23 protein-coding genes are annotated in these 16,984 nt (G+C 57.8%); 2 read left to right on the top strand and 21 right to left on the bottom strand.

Annotation, left to right across the window (positions count from 1 at the left end; all coding sequences use genetic code 11):
* Window positions 1–23: 23 nt before the first annotated feature.
* The 9 genes from E2K80_RS17735 to E2K80_RS17695 form a co-directional block, all read right to left on the bottom strand.
* A complete protein-coding gene (locus tag E2K80_RS17735) occupies window positions 24–779 on the bottom strand; it encodes an SGNH hydrolase domain-containing protein (protein WP_135376205.1) in 756 nt (251 codons plus the stop codon).
* On the bottom strand, window positions 760–1,932 hold the full coding sequence (locus E2K80_RS17730; protein WP_168193231.1) for an acyltransferase family protein: 1,173 nt from the start codon (window positions 1,930–1,932) through the stop codon (window positions 760–762). The genes E2K80_RS17735 and E2K80_RS17730 overlap by 20 nt, the downstream gene beginning before the upstream one ends.
* Window positions 1,933–2,245: 313 nt before the next feature.
* Window positions 2,246–2,659 carry a 50S ribosomal protein L16 gene (gene rplP / locus E2K80_RS17725; protein WP_135376203.1) on the bottom strand — a complete coding sequence of 138 codons (414 nt, stop codon included), beginning with the start codon at window positions 2,657–2,659 and terminating at the stop codon, window positions 2,246–2,248.
* A 12-nt stretch (window positions 2,660–2,671) separates the two neighbouring features.
* Window positions 2,672–3,376: a 30S ribosomal protein S3 gene (gene rpsC, locus E2K80_RS17720; protein WP_135376202.1), complete on the bottom strand. Its 705-nt coding sequence runs from the start codon at window positions 3,374–3,376 to the stop codon at window positions 2,672–2,674.
* Window positions 3,376–3,768, bottom strand: a complete 393-nt coding sequence (gene rplV / locus E2K80_RS17715; RefSeq protein WP_135376201.1) for a 50S ribosomal protein L22 — start codon at window positions 3,766–3,768, stop codon at window positions 3,376–3,378. The genes rpsC and rplV overlap by 1 nt, the downstream gene beginning before the upstream one ends.
* Window positions 3,765–4,043 (bottom strand): 30S ribosomal protein S19, encoded by a 279-nt coding sequence (gene rpsS, locus E2K80_RS17710; protein ID WP_135376200.1) that lies wholly within the window; start codon window positions 4,041–4,043, stop codon window positions 3,765–3,767. Before rpsS ends, rplV begins: the two co-directional genes overlap by 4 nt.
* Before the next feature lie 3 nt (window positions 4,044–4,046).
* A complete protein-coding gene (gene rplB, locus E2K80_RS17705; RefSeq protein WP_135376199.1) occupies window positions 4,047–4,889 on the bottom strand; it encodes a 50S ribosomal protein L2 in 843 nt (280 codons plus the stop codon).
* A gap of 407 nt (window positions 4,890–5,296) precedes the next feature.
* Window positions 5,297–5,683 (bottom strand): type II toxin-antitoxin system VapC family toxin, encoded by a 387-nt coding sequence (locus E2K80_RS17700; protein ID WP_135376198.1) that lies wholly within the window; start codon window positions 5,681–5,683, stop codon window positions 5,297–5,299.
* A complete protein-coding gene (locus E2K80_RS17695) occupies window positions 5,683–5,913 on the bottom strand; it encodes a type II toxin-antitoxin system Phd/YefM family antitoxin (protein ID WP_135376197.1) in 231 nt (76 codons plus the stop codon). The genes E2K80_RS17700 and E2K80_RS17695 overlap by 1 nt, the downstream gene beginning before the upstream one ends.
* Window positions 5,914–6,286: 373 nt before the next feature.
* Here E2K80_RS17695 and E2K80_RS17690 point away from each other — a divergent pair, with 373 nt between their 5' ends.
* Together E2K80_RS17690 and E2K80_RS19215 are read left to right on the top strand one after the other, a co-directional pair.
* Entirely contained in the window at window positions 6,287–6,838 is a 552-nt protein-coding gene (locus E2K80_RS17690) for a Panacea domain-containing protein (protein WP_135376196.1), read from the top strand.
* Between the two features lie 113 nt (window positions 6,839–6,951).
* Window positions 6,952–7,224, top strand: a complete 273-nt coding sequence (locus E2K80_RS19215) for a hypothetical protein (RefSeq protein WP_135376195.1) — start codon at window positions 6,952–6,954, stop codon at window positions 7,222–7,224.
* Window positions 7,225–7,314: 90 nt separating this feature from the next.
* On the opposite strand, the gene E2K80_RS17680 is transcribed toward E2K80_RS19215, so the two are convergent.
* The 12 genes from E2K80_RS17680 to E2K80_RS17620 form a co-directional block, all read right to left on the bottom strand.
* The gene (locus tag E2K80_RS17680) at window positions 7,315–7,611 is read right to left on the bottom strand and encodes a 50S ribosomal protein L23 (RefSeq protein WP_135376194.1); all 297 of its coding nucleotides are present in this window, start codon (window positions 7,609–7,611) and stop codon (window positions 7,315–7,317) included.
* Window positions 7,608–8,228: a 50S ribosomal protein L4 gene (gene rplD / locus E2K80_RS17675; protein ID WP_135376193.1), complete on the bottom strand. Its 621-nt coding sequence runs from the start codon at window positions 8,226–8,228 to the stop codon at window positions 7,608–7,610. The genes E2K80_RS17680 and rplD overlap by 4 nt, the downstream gene beginning before the upstream one ends.
* Window positions 8,225–9,076 carry a 50S ribosomal protein L3 gene (rplC, locus tag E2K80_RS17670; RefSeq protein ID WP_135376192.1) on the bottom strand — a complete coding sequence of 284 codons (852 nt, stop codon included), beginning with the start codon at window positions 9,074–9,076 and terminating at the stop codon, window positions 8,225–8,227. The genes rplD and rplC overlap by 4 nt, the downstream gene beginning before the upstream one ends.
* Before the next feature lie 13 nt (window positions 9,077–9,089).
* Complete coding sequence (gene rpsJ / locus E2K80_RS17665; protein ID WP_121899052.1) at window positions 9,090–9,404, bottom strand: 30S ribosomal protein S10; 315 nt, start codon at window positions 9,402–9,404, stop codon at window positions 9,090–9,092.
* Between the two features lie 80 nt (window positions 9,405–9,484).
* Window positions 9,485–10,660: an elongation factor Tu gene (gene tuf / locus E2K80_RS17660; protein ID WP_135376172.1), complete on the bottom strand. Its 1,176-nt coding sequence runs from the start codon at window positions 10,658–10,660 to the stop codon at window positions 9,485–9,487.
* An 84-nt stretch (window positions 10,661–10,744) separates the two neighbouring features.
* Window positions 10,745–12,862: an elongation factor G gene (gene fusA / locus E2K80_RS17655; RefSeq protein WP_135376191.1), complete on the bottom strand. Its 2,118-nt coding sequence runs from the start codon at window positions 12,860–12,862 to the stop codon at window positions 10,745–10,747.
* Between the two features lie 49 nt (window positions 12,863–12,911).
* Window positions 12,912–13,382 (bottom strand): 30S ribosomal protein S7, encoded by a 471-nt coding sequence (rpsG, locus tag E2K80_RS17650; protein ID WP_135376190.1) that lies wholly within the window; start codon window positions 13,380–13,382, stop codon window positions 12,912–12,914.
* Between the two features lie 12 nt (window positions 13,383–13,394).
* Window positions 13,395–13,766, bottom strand: coding sequence for a 30S ribosomal protein S12 (gene rpsL, locus E2K80_RS17645; RefSeq protein ID WP_135376189.1), 372 nt, complete (start codon window positions 13,764–13,766; stop codon window positions 13,395–13,397).
* A gap of 255 nt (window positions 13,767–14,021) precedes the next feature.
* Window positions 14,022–14,915, bottom strand: coding sequence for a DMT family transporter (locus E2K80_RS17640; protein ID WP_135376188.1), 894 nt, complete (start codon window positions 14,913–14,915; stop codon window positions 14,022–14,024).
* Window positions 14,916–15,294: 379 nt separating this feature from the next.
* Entirely contained in the window at window positions 15,295–15,498 is a 204-nt protein-coding gene (locus E2K80_RS17630) for a hypothetical protein (RefSeq protein WP_135376186.1), read from the bottom strand.
* A gap of 202 nt (window positions 15,499–15,700) precedes the next feature.
* The gene (locus tag E2K80_RS17625) at window positions 15,701–16,339 is read right to left on the bottom strand and encodes an ImmA/IrrE family metallo-endopeptidase (RefSeq protein ID WP_135376185.1); all 639 of its coding nucleotides are present in this window, start codon (window positions 16,337–16,339) and stop codon (window positions 15,701–15,703) included.
* Between the two features lie 26 nt (window positions 16,340–16,365).
* Window positions 16,366–16,659 carry a hypothetical protein gene (locus tag E2K80_RS17620; RefSeq protein WP_135376184.1) on the bottom strand — a complete coding sequence of 98 codons (294 nt, stop codon included), beginning with the start codon at window positions 16,657–16,659 and terminating at the stop codon, window positions 16,366–16,368.
* Window positions 16,660–16,984 lie beyond the last annotated feature (325 nt).

Here is a 16,984-nt window from a genome sequence, read left to right as displayed (position 1 = left end):
GCTACTGTGTTCACAACAGAGGGTCAGGGGGCCAAGACACTTAGCGCCCAGTCATTCAACAGGTTTGCCGCTCCCAAGCTTAGATGATCATCGTCAGAATAATAGCTGTTTCGTAGATCGCCTATCCGGCAAATGCCGCCAGGCGTGCAGAGAATTTCCGCCGGATCATAAAGCCGGGCTGAAGGGTATGCACTCGTTGCATCCTCCATAAGCGCATGAACATGTTCGGTGAATGATTGATGTGCTGACGCAGATACAGCCATATCAGTCAGATATTCAGGCCGAGATGTCTCGAAGAAAAGGTCATACACTCTCCGGGGATCGTATGGCTGGTGCGGCACCTGAGACACAAGCTGCACGGATATTCCCGCATCCTGATAAGTCTGGAGTGTCCTCATAATTGCCGCTTCAAGATACCCTAGGCGGTCGTCTTCATTCTGTCCCCATGCGGCGCCCAGAAAGCGGGTGTTTTGAGTATATCCACAGTCCGGTTGGGGCTCACCACAGAAATAGTAATTCCAGCGAGATGCGAAAACGACCCGCTCGATGTCATGTTCTATGGCATAATCGAGAACGGCATATCCTAAGGTTAGGCATTGTTCCGACAACGGTTCGCCACGGTTCGGCTCAAGATCCAGCAGCAGAGGGCACCCCGAACGAGAGACAACCAGTCCGCGCAAATCAGCCTCTGTGGCAGCCGAATGGAAGACAGATGCAATCGCCTCAGCGTGACTGTCTCCAATAAGCAGGAATTCGATATCACCATCGGCGGCTCCCAACCCGCACCACAGGTATTGACCTGTAGACCTGCTCGACATCGCGCAGTGCAACACTACTTGCGACCACTAAAAAGACGGCTGACAATCCCCCGCACCCATAAATCAGACCCGAGGTACTGATCTGATTGCGGTTTCGGAAGGGCTGTTCGACCCAACGCCATGTTACAGCCGCCATCAGGCCGCTTAGGATGATCAGGACAATCATCACCATTGCGGATATATCTTGCGTGCTGGAGATCCGGGCGAATGCAAAAACCGGGAAATGCCAAAGATAAAATGAGTAGGAGATCAATCCGATACCGACAAACGGCCGAGAGGACAGCAATCGGGTTGCCGGATCATTCGGGTTCGCCCATCCGATGACAAACACCGCGCCCAGCACCGGAATAAGTGTATAGAATGATGGATGGGGCATGGTGTCAGAAAAGGTAATGATTGCTCCTAAAATCAACCCCAGACCAAGAGTGGGCAGGTAGCGGCCCAACAGACCCAGCCGGGGCTTACGGCTCGCCGGTATCAACGCAAGCAACCCGCCACAGATCAACTCCCAGGCGCGTGTTGCGGTAACAAAGAAATTTGCGTCAACAAATCGCGTCGACAGATACTGCGCCAGCAAAAGCGACAGTAGCGCCAGTGCCAAAAGCAACATAAGGCGTATTCTAAATGCCAGCACACTCAATGCCATCATCAGCGGCGGGAAGAAAATGTAGAACTGCTCTTCGACGGAAAGGCTCCAAGTGTGCAGCAATGGTTTGAGTTGGCTAGGCTCTGTTGCGTAACTGTCCTGAAACCAGAAAAAGAAATTTGAAAAGAAAAGCAAAGTCGAGACAACCGAGCCTGCAAACTCCTGTTGTGCTTCCGGATCCATAAGGGCCAGAGCGAACGGCGTTGACGACAATATGACAAAAAGCAGTGCAGGCAGAATACGCCGGGCTCGTCTTTCATAGAACCGCAGGATCGAAAAGCGCCGCGCCGTTAGCTCACCGGCGATCAGTTGCGTGATCAGGAAGCCAGAGATGACGAAAAACACGTCAACGCCGACAAAGCCACCGGGCAGTTGCTTCATGCCGCCCAAAACGAAATCTGCGTGATAGATCACCACTGAGATGACAGAAACAGCTCGCAGCCCGTCGATTTCACGTCTGTAGTCCAAGTTCTTACAATCCCCAGAACGCCACCCGAAAGCCAAACCTATGTGATCATGCCATTTTTTGCGACAGCTGCGTATTGGTTTCAACCTTCTCCGCGATATTTTGATTGGCACCTTAAACCCGTTTGAGCATTCAGGCCCCATGCCATTGCGCAGGCGCGACCCGGCGGTGTCGGATGGGGACAGATGACGGCGGACGCACCAAAAGAAAACCCCCGCCGATCTCTCGGGCGGGGGCTTCGTTATCTCAACCGGGGTGGGGCCCGGACGTTTTCTTCGAAATCGCCTATACCCCACTTGGCGGCGAAGCCGCCGTTTACCAGTCTTCGCGAACGACCGTGCGGGTCTTGACCGGCAGTTTCATCGCGGCGAGGCGCAGGGCCTCGCGGGCGACCGGTTCGGACACGCCGTCGATCTCGAACATGATCCGGCCGGGTTTGACCTTGCAGGCCCAGAAATCGACCGAGCCTTTCCCCTTGCCCATCCGCACTTCGGTGGGTTTCGAGGTGACCGGCACATCGGGGAAAATCCGGATCCAGACCCGGCCCTGACGTTTCATGTGGCGGGTCATGGCGCGGCGGGCGGCTTCGATCTGGCGTGCGGTCACACGCTCAGGCTGAAGCGCCTTCAGGCCATAGGTGCCGAAGGTCAGGTCAGACCCGCCCTTGGCTTCCCCTTTGATCCGCCCTTTGAACTGTTTGCGGAATTTCGTGCGCTTTGGTTGCAGCATCTCATCTACTCCTTAACGGTCGCGGCGCGGACGTGGGCCGCCACCTTCCTGAAGCTCCTGATGCTTGCGATCACGGGCCGACGGGTCGTGCTCCATGATCTCGCCTTTGAAGATCCAGACTTTGATGCCGATGATACCATAGGCGGTTTTCGCTTCTGCATGGGCATAGTCGATATCCGCGCGCAGCGTGTGCAGCGGCACCCGGCCCTCGCGATACCATTCGGTCCGTGCAATCTCGGCACCGCCAAGACGACCCGCGACATTCACGCGAATGCCAAGTGACCCCATGCGCATCGCGTTCTGAACCGACCGTTTCATCGCACGGCGGAACGACACCCGGCGCTCAAGCTGCTGCGCGATGCTTTCGGCGACCAGGGCCGCGTCAAGCTCGGGCTTGCGCACCTCGACGATGTTCAGGTGCAACTCGCTGTCGGTCATGGCGGCAAGCTTGCGGCGCAGGGTTTCGATATCTGCGCCTTTCTTGCCGATGATGACGCCCGGGCGCGCCGTGTGGATCGTGACGCGGCACTTGCGGTGCGGACGCTCGATGATCACACGGGACACACCCGCCTGTTTGCACTCTTCCGCGATAAACGCGCGCATACGGATATCTTCCAGCAGAAGATTTCCGTAATCCTTGGTATCGGCATACCAGCGGCTGTCCCAGGTGCGGTTCACCTGCAGGCGCATGCCGATCGGATTGACCTTATGACCCATTACGCTTGCTCCCCGACGATATCTTCGACCTGGCGGACCGTGATGGTCAGCTCGCTGAACGGCTTGATGATCTTGCCAAACCGGCCCCGTGCCCGCGGACGCCCGCGTTTCAGGGTCAGGTTCTTGCCGACATAAGCCTCGGCAACGACCAGATCATCCACATCCAGGTTATGGTTGTTTTCGGCATTGGCGATGGCGGATTGAAGGCATTTCTTCACATCTGCCGCGATCCGCTTTTTCGAGAAGGTCAGATCGGCCAGCGCCTTTTCAACCTTCTTGCCCCGGATCATCTGCGCCACAAGGTTCAGCTTCTGCGGGCTTGTGCGCAGCATGCGGGCCTTGGCCATGGCTTCGTTTTCCGCCACGCGGCGGGGGTTCTTATCCTTGCTCATTTTCGTTTCGCCTTTTTGTCGGCGGCGTGACCGTAATAGGTCCGCGTGGGCGAATATTCCCCGAATTTCTGACCGATCATATCCTCGGAAATGCTGACCGGGATATGTTTGCGACCATTATAGACCCCAAAGGTGAGGCCCACGAACTGGGGCAGGATGGTGGAGCGGCGCGACCAGATCTTGATGACCTCGTTGCGACCGGATTCCTTGGATTTTTCGGCCTTCTTGAGGACATAGCTGTCGACAAAAGGACCCTTCCAGACAGAACGCGACATGATCTAGCGCCCCTTCTTCTTGGCGTGGCGCGAGCGGATGATCAGCTTCGACGACGCTTTGTTCTTGTTGCGGGTCCGGGCGCCTTTGGTGGGCTTGCCCCAGGGCGATACCGGATGACGGCCGCCGGATGTCCGGCCCTCACCACCACCATGGGGGTGATCGACGGGGTTCATCACCACACCACGGACAGAGGGGCGGATGCCCTTGTGCCGGTTGCGGCCCGCCTTGCCGAGATTCTGGTTCGAGTTGTCGGGGTTCGACACCGCGCCAACCGTGGCCATGCATTCCTGGCGGACCAGGCGCAGTTCGCCCGAGGAAAGCCGGATCTGCGCATAGCCACCGTCGCGGCCCACGAATTGCGCATAAGTGCCGGCGGCCCGCGCGATCTGGCCACCCTTGCCGGGCTTCATCTCGATATTGTGGATGATCGTGCCGATCGGCATGCCCGAGAACGGCATCGCGTTGCCCGGCTTGATATCCGCCTTGGCGGAAGAGACGACCTGATCGCCAACCGCCAGACGCTGCGGCGCCAGGATATAGGCCTGTTCGCCATCTTCATAGCGGATCAGCGCGATGAAGGCGGTGCGGTTGGGGTCATATTCGATCCGCTCGATGGTTGCGGATACATCCATCTTGTTGCGTTTGAAATCAACGATCCGATACAGACGCTTCGCGCCACCGCCCTTGCGGCGCATCGTGATCCGTCCGGTGTTGTTCCGGCCGCCATTCTTGGTCAAACCCTCGGTGAGGGATTTGACCGGGCGGCCTTTCCAAAGCTCCGAACGGTCGATCAGAACCAGCCCACGCTGGCCCGGCGTCGTCGGCTTATACGACTTGAGTGCCATGCTTTCTGTCTTCCGTTTGCTTTGCGGGAGGTTGATCCCGTCTCTTGATATGTAGGGCCCCGGAGGTCCCCGAATTTTGTGGCCTTGCGACCAAAAGCAGAACCCCGGACGAATCCGGGGCCTTGCCGATGGGGTCTGTTAAGGGATGGGGGTGGGGGGGTCAAGTGGCGCTGGCGGGAAGTCAACGGATTGGGCAGCTTTACCGTGCGGATTCAACGGGTCGCAACACAAGCCGGGCGAGCGCCTGCCCGTGGGATGGCGCTGCTACAGATATGTGAGGTGATTAACGCCAGCCAAGCCCCCCTATCCCATGATAGCATACGCAATGGTCGCAGAAGCGCCAGCCCGCCGGAACGGGCAGGCGCTCGCCCGGCGCCTTCGGCTTGATTCCGGGCGCAGTTAAACTCCTAATCCCAAATTCGCTCCACCCCCGCCGCATCAAACGCGGCATCCGACGACACCAGCGGCACCCTCTCCCGCAATGCAGTCGCCGCGATTATCCGGTCGAACGGATCGCGGTGGGGCCAGTCCAGCAGGGCGGCTTTCAAGCACAAATCCGCTGACATAGGCAGAAGCTCCAAGCCACTGGCCAATGCGCTGGTTTCAAGCTCGTCCATGAACGGCTCCATCTCAGGCCACTTACCCAATCGCGACTTCTGCGCGATTTCGTAAAACGAGATGGCAGACACCAGAACGGCATTGCTTTTCTTAATAAGGATTCGCACCTCCGGTTTCATGCGAGCGCTCTCCAACAGCAGCATCGCAAATGGACCGGTGTCCAACAGCAGTGGCATCAGCCGCCTTCCCACAGGCGCAACTCTTCCTCGGACATCTGCTCGAAGAAGCTGTCCGGGATTTCGCCAATTTTGTCTTTCAGAATGCCAAAGCGTACCGTCTTCTTCCGCGCCGGGATCAATTCCGCCGCCGGTTTCCCGTATTTCGTGATCACAACCCGCTCCCCCCGCTCGACCGCTTCGAGCAGTTTCGACAGGTTCGTCTTGGCTTCATGGACGGAGGCTTGCATGAGCGGCTCCCAAAGTGTTGACTAAGTCTTAGCTAAGTCTGAACTTATCGAAAATCAAGCCAGCAAACCCCGAACGGTCGATCAGAACATGCTTTCTGTCTTCCGTTTGCATTGCGGGAGGTTGATCCCGTCTCTTGATATATAGGGACCCTGAGGTCCCCGAATTTTGTGACCATACGACCAAAAGCAGAACCTCGGACGAATCCGGGGCCTTGCCGGTGGGGTCTGTTAGGGGATGGGGGAAGGGGCGAGGGGCGGAGCGGAACGAGCACAAGCAAACCATGCAGCAACAGCTTATTCACTTTTGTTAGCACATGTATTGCCTGACGAAGACTAGACGCACATATTGAAAATAGAGGAAAGATATAAGATTATGCCGTACGATCCCCAAAAAGCCGCCCAGACTGTCGCCTTCTTTGCAATGCAAGAAGGCGGTTCGATCAATGTGCTTAAGGTCGTGAAACTGGTTTACCTTGCTGATCGCGAGAGCGTGCGGACACGCGGACATCCAATTCAAGATGAAGCCCGGGTTTCGATGCCGCATGGACCAGTCAATTCTGTGACACTCAACTACCTCAACGGTGCCTATCGCGACGACGGTGGTTGGTCTGAGTATCTACGTGATCGCGCGAATAACGATGTCGGTGTGGTGCAAAAAGACCTCACTACTGATCACCTATCCTCTCTCAGCGAAGGCGATTTGGAGATGCTCGAAAGCACTTGGGACCAATTCGGGCACTTCGACCGATTTGATCTTGCTGATTGGACGCATAATCACATTGCGGAATGGCAAGATCCCAATGGCTCATCTACACCGATCCCATTGGACCGGATCATGACAGCGGTTGGATTAGAGAACCCTATTGAAAGGGCAAAAGAACTCGAAAGCGTGAACCGCGCAGCCAATGTGTTTGCTCGTCTTTGATTGGCAATCGGATAATCTTCCGTAAAAACACGTTACTTGTCCCTTCCGGTCCTAGTAACAACTTAGCAAAAAAGCACTTGCACGTTGTTTGCAACGACACTTGCCACCTAGGTTTGAACCTCTTGGTGCCGGTGTGCACCTTTTATGACGGTTGCGATACCACCTGCGAGCTTGATCAGGGCGACCATGACTTCATACAGCATTTGTCTTATGTATTTTATGCCAAATCGTTGCTTGTCGAAGCAGATAGAATCCGCAAAGGATTGAATTCAAGTATCCTGCTACGTCAGCCCAATATCGGTGAAGAAGTCTTTAGTAGGGTAGAAGGTGGGGTGTGTTTATCGCCAGACACACCGCTTAAAATCAAACAATACTTTGGCTGTTGAATAAGCATCTCTTGACAACCGCCCACCGGAATCAAAAACCCCGACCGCTCACGCAGCCGGGGCTTCAATCTTCACACCTGATCTCGAAACTTAAAGACCCGTGCTCACATCAATCGTGTTGCCCTCTTCAAGGGTCACATAGGCTTTCTTCACGTCCTTGCGGCGGCCGAGCTGGCCCCGGAACCGTTTGGATTTGCCTTTGGTGATTGTGGTGTTGACCGCTTTGACCTTCACACCAAAGAGGGTTTCAACCGCCTCCTTGATCTGTGGTTTGTTCGCGTCGATTGCCACCTCGAAGACCACGGCGTTCTGTTCGGACGCCATGGTGGCCTTCTCGGTGATGACCGGCTTGCGGATCACGTCGTAATGGGATGCGTCTGTGCTCATTTCAGGCGAGCCTCCAGTGCTTCGACACCCGCTTTGGTGAGCACCAGGGTGTCACGTTTGAGGATGTCATAGACATTTGCGCCCATCGACGGCAGCACATCGAGACCTTCGATATTGCGTGCGGCCATGGCGAAATTTTCATTCACCTCGGCGCCGTCGATGATCAATGCGCGTTTCCAGCCAAGGCTTTTGACCTGTTTGGCCAGCGCACCGGTCTTGGGGGCATCCAGATCGGCATTGTCGATGATGACCAGCGAGCCTTCCGCCATCTTCGCCGAAAGCGCGTGCTTCAGGCCAAGTTTGCGGAACTTCTTGGTCAGATCATGGCCATGGCTGCGGACAACCGGGCCTTTATAGACGCCGCCACCACGGAAGATCGGGGCCGAGCGGGCGCCGTGGCGGGCGCCGCCGGTGCCTTTCTGGCGATAGATCTTCTTGGTGGAATAGCTCACCTCGGACCGGGTCTTGACCTTATGGGTGCCGGCCTGCGCATTGTTGCGCTGCCAGCGGACCACACGGTGCAGAATGTCGGCACGCGGTTCCAAGCCGAAGATATCTTCGCCCAGATCGACGGAACCGGCTTTCTTGCCGTCCAGTTTGATCACGTCGAGTTTCATTCCTCACCGTCCTTCTTCTCGGCTTCCTCAGCAGGCGCCTCGGTTGCGGTGTCGGATTCAGCGGCTTCCATCGCGGCCTGTTCCGCCTCGGCGGCGGCAGCGGCGGCGGCTTCCGCCTCGGCGGCGGCGGCGGCGGCAGCCTCTTCTGCGGCTTTCGCGGCTTCCTCAGCGGCCGATTTCAGCGCGGCAGGCAGAATGGCGTTCTCGGGGAACGGTTTTTTCACCGCATCCTTGATCGTCACCCAACCGCCTTTGGATCCGGGAACCGCGCCCTTGATCATGATCAGGCCACGGTCGGCATCGGTGCGCACAACCTGAAGGTTCTGCGTGGTCACCCGCGCCGCGCCCATATGGCCGGCCATTTTCTTGCCTTTGAACACCTTGCCCGGATCCTGGCACTGGCCGGTGGACCCGTGGGAACGGTGAGAGATCGACACACCATGGGAGGCCCGGAGACCCCCGAAATTATGCCGCTTCATCGCGCCCTGAAAGCCTTTACCGATCGAGGTGCCCGAGACATCCACGAACTGGCCTTCAAAATAATGGTTGGCGGTGATCTCTTCCCCCACGCCAATCAGGTTTTCATTGGCCACGCGGAACTCGGCCACCTTGCGCTTCGGCTCCACCTTGGCGGCGGCGAAATGGCCGCGCATCGGCGCGCTTGTGCGTTTGGCCTTGGCCGTGCCCGCGCCAAGCTGAACCGCCGAATAGCCGTCCTTCTCGGGCGTGCGCTGTGCCACCACCTGCAATTTGTCCAGTTGCAGAACGGTCACCGGAACCTGGCGGCCATCCTCCATGAACAGGCGGGTCATCCCCACCTTTTTCGCGATCACTCCAGAGCGCAACATATCCGTCACCCCCTTAAACTTTGATCTCGACATCGACACCGGCAGCCAGGTCGAGCTTCATCAGCGCGTCCACGGTCTGCGGGGTCGGGTCAACAATGTCCAAAAGACGCTTATGGGTGCGAATTTCCCACTGGTCGCGGCTTTTCTTGTCCACATGGGGCCCGCGCAGGACCGTGAACTTCTCAATCTTGTTCGGCAGCGGGATCGGCCCGCGCACCTGCGCACCGGTGCGTTTGGCCGTATTGACGATCTCTTGCGTGCTGGCATCCAGAACGCGATAGTCAAAGGCCTTCAGCCGGATGCGGATATTTTGGCTTTGGACTGCCATGTTATCAGCCTTTCGAGGCAATTGGAGTTGATAGGAGGAGCGGCCACCATGGCCGCCCCTCGTCGAACCCTTAGGGTCTTTTACTCAATGACTTTGGAGACGACACCAGCGCCGACGGTTCTTCCGCCTTCGCGGATGGCGAAGCGCAGGCCGTTTTCCATGGCGATGGGCGCGATCAGTTCCACGTTGAACTTCAGGTTGTCGCCCGGCATCACCATCTCGGTGCCCGAGGGCAGTTCAACCGTGCCCGTCACATCCGTCGTCCGGAAGTAGAATTGCGGACGGTAATTGGCGAAGAACGGCGTGTGACGGCCCCCCTCTTCCTTGGTCAGGATATACGCCTCGGCCTCGAACTTGGTATGCGGGTTCACCGAGCCCGGCTTGCACAGCACCTGGCCACGTTCCACCCCGTCGCGATCCACACCCCGCAGAAGCGCGCCGATATTGTCGCCCGCCTCGCCACGATCCAGCAGCTTGCGGAACATCTCCACACCCGTGCAGGTCGTCTTGGTCGTGTCCTTGATGCCGACGATCTCGATCTCGTCGCCCACATTGATCACGCCACGTTCCACCCGGCCGGTCACAACCGTGCCGCGACCAGAGATCGAGAACACATCCTCGATCGGCATCAGGAACGGCTGGTCAACAGCCCGGGCCGGCGTCGGGATATACTCATCCACCGCCGCCATCAGCTCGGCAATCTTCTGTTCGCCGATCTCCGGGTCGCGGCCTTCCAGCGCCGCCAGGGCAGAGCCCGCGATGATCGGGATATCGTCGCCCGGGTATTCATAGGAGGACAGCAACTCGCGGATCTCCATCTCGACCAGCTCCAGCAGTTCCTCGTCATCGACCTGGTCGACCTTGTTCATGAACACGACCATGTAGGGGATGCCAACCTGGCGGCCCAGCAGGATATGCTCGCGGGTCTGCGGCATCGGACCATCGGCAGCGTTCACCACCAGGATCGCGCCATCCATCTGCGCCGCACCGGTGATCATGTTCTTCACATAATCCGCATGGCCGGGGCAGTCGACATGGGCGTAGTGGCGCGCCTCGGTCTCGTATTCCACATGCGCCGTCGAGATCGTGATCCCGCGCGCCTTCTCTTCCGGCGCACCGTCAATCTGATCGTAATCCATGAAATCGCCAAACTGCTTCGTGATCGCAGCCGTCAACGTCGTCTTGCCATGGTCAACATGACCAATCGTACCGATGTTAACATGCGGCTTACTACGCTCAAACTTTTCCTTAGCCATGATGGCCTCCTGTCTTTGCTGTCTATCGGCGGGAAATCCGCCCTGCGGGTGGTGGGTTGGGCGGGGAACCCCCGCCACCCGGGTTTATGCGTATTGCGACTGAATCTCTTCCGAGATGTTCTGCGGCACCGGATCGTAATGGTCGAACTGCATCGTGAACTGCGCCCGGCCCGAAGACATGGAGCGGAGCGTGTTGATATAGCCGAACATGTTGGCCAGCGGCACCATCGCAGCGATGGCAATCGCATTGCCGCGCGGCTCCTGCCCGGTCACCTGGCCGCGACGCGAGGTCAGATCGCCGATGATACCACCGGTGTAATCCTCGGGCGTCACCACCTCGACCTTCATGATCGGTTCCAGCAGCTTGGCCCCGGCTTTCTTCATGCCTTCGCGCATGCCCATGCGGGCGGCAATTTCAAAGGCCAGAACCGAGCTGTCCACGTCGTGGAATTTGCCATCGATCAGGGCCACCTTGAAGTCGATCACCGGGAAGCCTGCCAGAGGGCCGCTATCCATCACCGATTTGATGCCTTTTTCCACGCCGGGGATGTATTCCTTGGGCACCGCCCCGCCAACGATTTTGGACTCGAAGGAATACCCCTCGCCCGGCTCGGTCGGCGAGATGACCATCTTGACCTCGGCGAACTGACCCGATCCACCGGACTGTTTCTTGTGGGTGTAGGTATGTTCGACCTCATGGCCGATGGTTTCCCGATAGGCCACCTGCGGCGCACCAATATTCGCCTCGACCTTGAATTCGCGCTTCAGACGATCCACCAGAATATCCAGATGCAATTCGCCCATGCCCTTCATGATGGTCTGACCGGATTCAAGATCGGTCTCCACCCGGAAAGACGGGTCTTCGGCGGCCAGACGTTGCAGACCTTGCGACATCTTTTCCTGGTCGGCCTTGGTCTTCGGCTCAACGGCGATCTCGATCACCGGATCGGGGAAGGTCATGGTTTCCAGCACCACCGGATCCTGCGGATCGCAGATCGTGTCACCGGTCGTGGTGTCCTTCAGACCGGCCAGCGCGATGATGTCACCGGCAAAAGCCTCGTCAATCTCTTCACGGTTGATCGAGTGCATCATCATCATCCGGCCCACACGCTCTTTCTTCTCCTTGGTGGAGTTGAGCATCGTGTCGCCCTTTTTCAGCATGCCTGAATAGATGCGCGTGAAGGTCAATGAGCCGACAAACGGGTCATTCATGATCTTGAATGCCAGACCGGCAAAGGGCATCGCATCATCCGCGCGGCGCGCGATGTCGCGGGTTTCGGTTTCGTCACCGGGTTTGAAGCCCATGTAATCCACCACATCCAGCGGGCTGGGCAGATAGTCGATCACCGCGTTCAGAAGCGGCTGAACGCCTTTGTTCTTGAAGGCCGAGCCACACAGAACCGGGATGAACTTGATCGCCAGCGTGCCCTTGCGGATCAGCGCGCGCAGGGTCTCCACATCGGGCTCTTCGCCTTCGAGATAGGCCATCATCGCGTCGTCATCCATTTCGACGGCGGTCTCGATCAGCTTGCCGCGCCATTCCTCGGCAGTGTCTTTCAGGCTGTCGCGGATCGGGCGTTTTTCCCAGGTCGCGCCCAGGTCTTCACCGGCCCAGACCCATTCTTCCATGGTGATCAGGTCAACGATGCCTTCCAGCTCGGTCTCGGCCCCGATCGGGATCTGAACCGGGGCGGGGATTGCGCCGGTACGGTCCTGGATCATGTGAACGCAATTGAAGAAATCGGCGCCGATCTTGTCCATCTTGTTGACGAAAACAATCCGCGGCACCTTGTAGCGGTCGGCCTGGCGCCAGACGGTTTCGGTCTGCGGCTCAACCCCGGCATTGGCGTCCAGCACGGCAACAGCACCATCAAGAACCGCCAGCGAGCGTTCAACCTCAATCGTGAAATCCACGTGGCCGGGGGTGTCGATGATGTTCAGACGGTGCTTTTCGGTATCTGCCGACTGGCCATCCTCGGTCCGTTCCCAGAAGGTGGTCGTGGCCGCCGAGGTGATGGTGATGCCCCGCTCCTGCTCCTGCTCCATCCAATCCATGGTGGCCGCGCCATCATGCACTTCCCCGATATTGTGGGATTTGCCGGTGTAATACAGAATCCGTTCCGAGCAGGTGGTCTTGCCTGCATCAATATGGGCCATGATCCCAAAGTTGCGGTAGCGGTCGAGCGGAAAGTCGCGAGCCATTTGAGTCAGTCCTCAGACAGAGATTGAAGACGCCGGGAACCCCCGACGATTACCAGCGGTAGTGGCTGAATGCCCGGTTGGCATCGGCCATTTTATGGGTGTCTTCGCGCTTTTTCACGGCAGAGCCCCGCGCGTTCACGGCGTCGATCAGTTCCCCTGCCAGACGCTCTTCCATGGTGTTTTCGTTGCGCGACCGGCTGGCATTGATCAACCAGCGGATGGCCAGGGCCTCGCGGCGCTCAGGGCGGACCTCGACAGGCACCTGATAGGTGGCGCCCCCGACCCGGCGGGACCGAACCTCCAGCGCGGGTTTGATGTTGTCGAGCGCTTCGTGGAACACTTCCACGGGCGCGCGTTTCAGTTTTTCCTCAACCCGGTCAAACGCGTTGTAGACGATGCGTTCAGCGACGGATTTCTTGCCGTCGATCATCAGGTTGTTCATGAATTTGGTCAGGACCCGGTCACCAAATTTGGCGTCGGGCAGAACTTCGCGCTTCTCGGCAGCGTGACGGCGGGACATGGGCTGTTCCTCTTACTTGGGGCGCTTGGCGCCGTATTTCGAACGACGCTGACGGCGGTCTTTCACGCCTTGCGTATCCAGAACACCGCGCAGGATGTGATAGCGCACGCCGGGAAGGTCTTTCACACGACCGCCACGGATCAGAACCACCGAGTGTTCCTGAAGGTTATGGCTTTCACCGGGGATATAGCTGATCACCTCAAACCCGTTGGTCAGGCGCACCTTGGCCACTTTCCGCATGGCCGAGTTGGGCTTTTTCGGTGTCGTGGTGTAGACGCGCGTGCACACGCCGCGTTTTTGCGGGCAGGCTTCCAAATGCTGGGATTTGGAGCGTTTAATTTTGGGCTGCCGCGGTTTGCGGATCAGCTGTTGGATCGTCGGCATTCGGTTCCCCGTCTTGCTCGTTCATGTCAACTGGCGCACCGTCACATGACGACAACACCAAAACCGCATGCGTCCCTTCCCTACCTGGAGGACGCCGCGGTGGAATTCCCAGAGGATCGGGGCACTTAAACAACCCGGATCATGGCCACTCAAATCTGTATCTCTGGCAAATGGGTGCATGACGCAGCCCTGCCAAGTGGCGCGCGGTATAGGAGGAATCGGATAGGCTGTCAACAGCGCCCCGGCCCTGGTATTTCAGGCCGTGCACAACTGTCGCGCCCGCCTGACCGCGACCTGTTCACGCCACAGGGTGAAAAGCCCGGTCGCCACCACGATCGCACTGCCCAGCAGCGTCAGATTGTCGGGCCATTCCCCGAAAATCAGCCAGCCCAGGATCAGCGCCCAGATCAGGGCCGTATAGCGGAACGGGGCGACAAACCCGATCTCGCCCACCCGCATCACCATGATCGAAAACAGATAGGCCACGATGATCACGGTCGAGGCCGCCAGAACCAGCCCCGCGGCCTTCATGTCAACCGGTTGCCATGATGTGCCCAGCGACAAAGCGCCACCGCACAGCCCCACAGCCGCCGCCGTGATCACCGCCACCCCGGTTGAGGGGACATCCGCGCTCAACCGCCGGGTGACCAGATCGCGCGTGGTCACCAGCATCACCGCCAGCAAGGCCGCCAGCGCATAGATGTTGAACCCGCTTCCGCCGGGCTGGATGATCAGCAGAACACCGCCAAACCCGATCAGAATGGCCAGAAGACGCCTCCAGCCCACCGGCTCCCCCAGAAACACATGGGCCGCGAGAGTGACGGTCAGGGGCAAAGCCGCCAGAATGGCCGAGGCATTGGCAAGCGGCATGTTGATCAGCGCGGTCAGAAAGGCGATCATCGCGCCGATCTCGGCCACCGTGCGCATGGCCACCCGCCCCCGATCCCCGCGCGGAATACGAAAGCTGAGACCGCCCATCGCCCAGACCATCGCGGCCATCATCGCAGTGGTGGTCACGCCGCGCAGAAAGACGATCTGAAACAGCGGCAAATCCCCGGCCAGCAGTTTCACAAAGGCGTCGTTCAAGGTGAACCCCGCCATGCTGGCCATCATGAACAACGCGCCTTTGAGGTTCGGGCTCTTGCCCATATCTATCTATGCTTTCCTTCTCAATACGTAAGCTGAACCCACCCAAATCGTCCCTTATAGCATGCTGCCTTAAACCTGAGACATCGCGCATCACAAATGTCCCGGGAACGCGAAGCGTGGCAGGGTATTTGTGATTCAAGTTTAAGGCAGGATGCTTTAGGCTGGCGACGGTGGAACTGCTGCCGCCAGCCTTGAGTGTTTTGCTTACTTTCCGCGATGTTTCGTCGGATCAGTGAGCCGGAACTTTTGCCCCTTACTCTCAGGTGGGGGCAGAGGCTCACCCCGCACCACGGTTCGCTCGACGCCGGTTTTTCCACCTTTCGGCCCGACAATTTCATATTGTCCAGAACGCGGGGCTTTCTGGCCCGGTTTATACAGCTTACCCGACATGAGAAGCCCCTCCCTGCTCATCTGAAAGCGTTGCAGGGCGCACCTGCGCAAAGCGCTTGCCCTTCGCAATCTCGCAAATACGGCCTTGGTTTAGGTCATAATCTGCGGCGATGCGATGCTGGAACTCACCCATAAGAAGGCGAGCTTTGATGATCGACACGTCATGGTGTGTCAGCCCCTTTATCGAAGCCATTGGCTTACTCCTCTTGAGCGCAGGAAAGTGTTGCCCCCGACCTCAATCAAAGCTAAGCCTCAGTTGCTACAGTGAGGGCTTTGATCATCGGAGCCTTTCGCTTGGGTGCGCTAACCCCTTGCGAAAACTGCGGAAAACGGGCCTTTATGGTCCGTTTTTTGCTTTTTCTCTCTCCCTCGAACGCACTAAGTGGGCAAATTCCTTAAGCGGCGCGGGCACGACGTAGCTCCTCCAAAAGAGGCGCAAGTTCTCGCACCTGCTCTATGAGTTTCTGTGCAGCTTGCATGGACATGCGATAACGAAGCTTGAGGTCTCTGGCCCTCGTGTGCGAGGTAATTACGTCAACGGGGGCCAATAAGCCCCCGCCGAAAACATTTGCCTCTTCTTCCTCAATGGGATCAGTCCGAAAGGACGTACCGCTATTCGGCATGCCCCGTTTCAAAGCTTGCCCCACACGCTTTTTCATCTTTTCGGTGTGCAGAACGGCATGGGCGATCTCGTGACAGAGGGTCGTTAGTGCGGCGCCGTCCTTAGGCCCCTTGTGGATATCAAAGGGCTTCAAGGCTTCGAATGCTCCTCTCACCACTTCGTCGGTGACTTGTAGAAATGGGTGACGGTCAAAAACGACTTGGCCGTCGTTTTCGGTTCCATCGTCCTCTATGAGCTCTTCTTCGTACCCGTAGACGCAATGGGGCTTTCTCAACAACATATCATGCTCGATATGCCGAAGAGGGTTGAACGGCTCGTCGTCCTTAAATCCAAACCGGCGGCGATAGTCCTGCGCATCTAGCAACAGTTCCGCTGTCCGTCGATCCGATATGTTCCGCTTCTTGTTTTTCACTGCCCTCTCCTGTCCCTCGGGGTCGGTTACTTTTTGCTTGCGGCCAGAGCATGAACGCGTTCACTCACGCGGGGGCGTGACCGAAACTCAACGTTAGATTTTTCTACTGCGGTGCGAAGTTTGGTTTGGTCTTTCTCGTCGAGGTCTAGAAAGTCAGTGATGGTTGGAATCCAGCTCTCGGGGACTGGTTTACGGCCCAACTCTACGCTGCTGAGTAACGACGGAGTGCAATCCATAAAGATCGCCTGCTCGACCAGCAAACGACCCTGCTCCATGCGCTTGATCCGCACGAACCTTCCATAGGGCGTGACTTGCTTCATAGCATCCCTCCTGATCCGGTACAAAATTGTACCACATCTTTCCATTACCCCGAAATCTAGCGGCAGGTCAACCCTTTGCCGCAAGATATGGAAAACAACGCAGTTTGAAGCGCAAAACCCCTTCTATTTGGGGTTGCAGCAAGCCCGCTCTACAGTCGGCATTCACAATCTTGCAGAAATTGGTAGGTCTGGCCTCAACCCCGCCATTTGAAAGCCGATTAAGCACCGGCAGCATGCACCGCTTCGCTTGACATGCATCCACAAAAGAAAACCCCCGCCGAATACGTATTCGGCGGGGGCAGGTTTTCATGATACGGGGCTGTGC

This window comes from Rhodophyticola sp. CCM32 (assembly GCF_004751985.1).
In the GTDB taxonomy this organism is placed as follows: Bacteria; Pseudomonadota; Alphaproteobacteria; order Rhodobacterales; family Rhodobacteraceae; genus Rhodophyticola.
The sequence above is the reverse complement of the archived record's forward strand: the minus strand, read 5'-3'. Positions and strand labels throughout refer to the sequence as shown.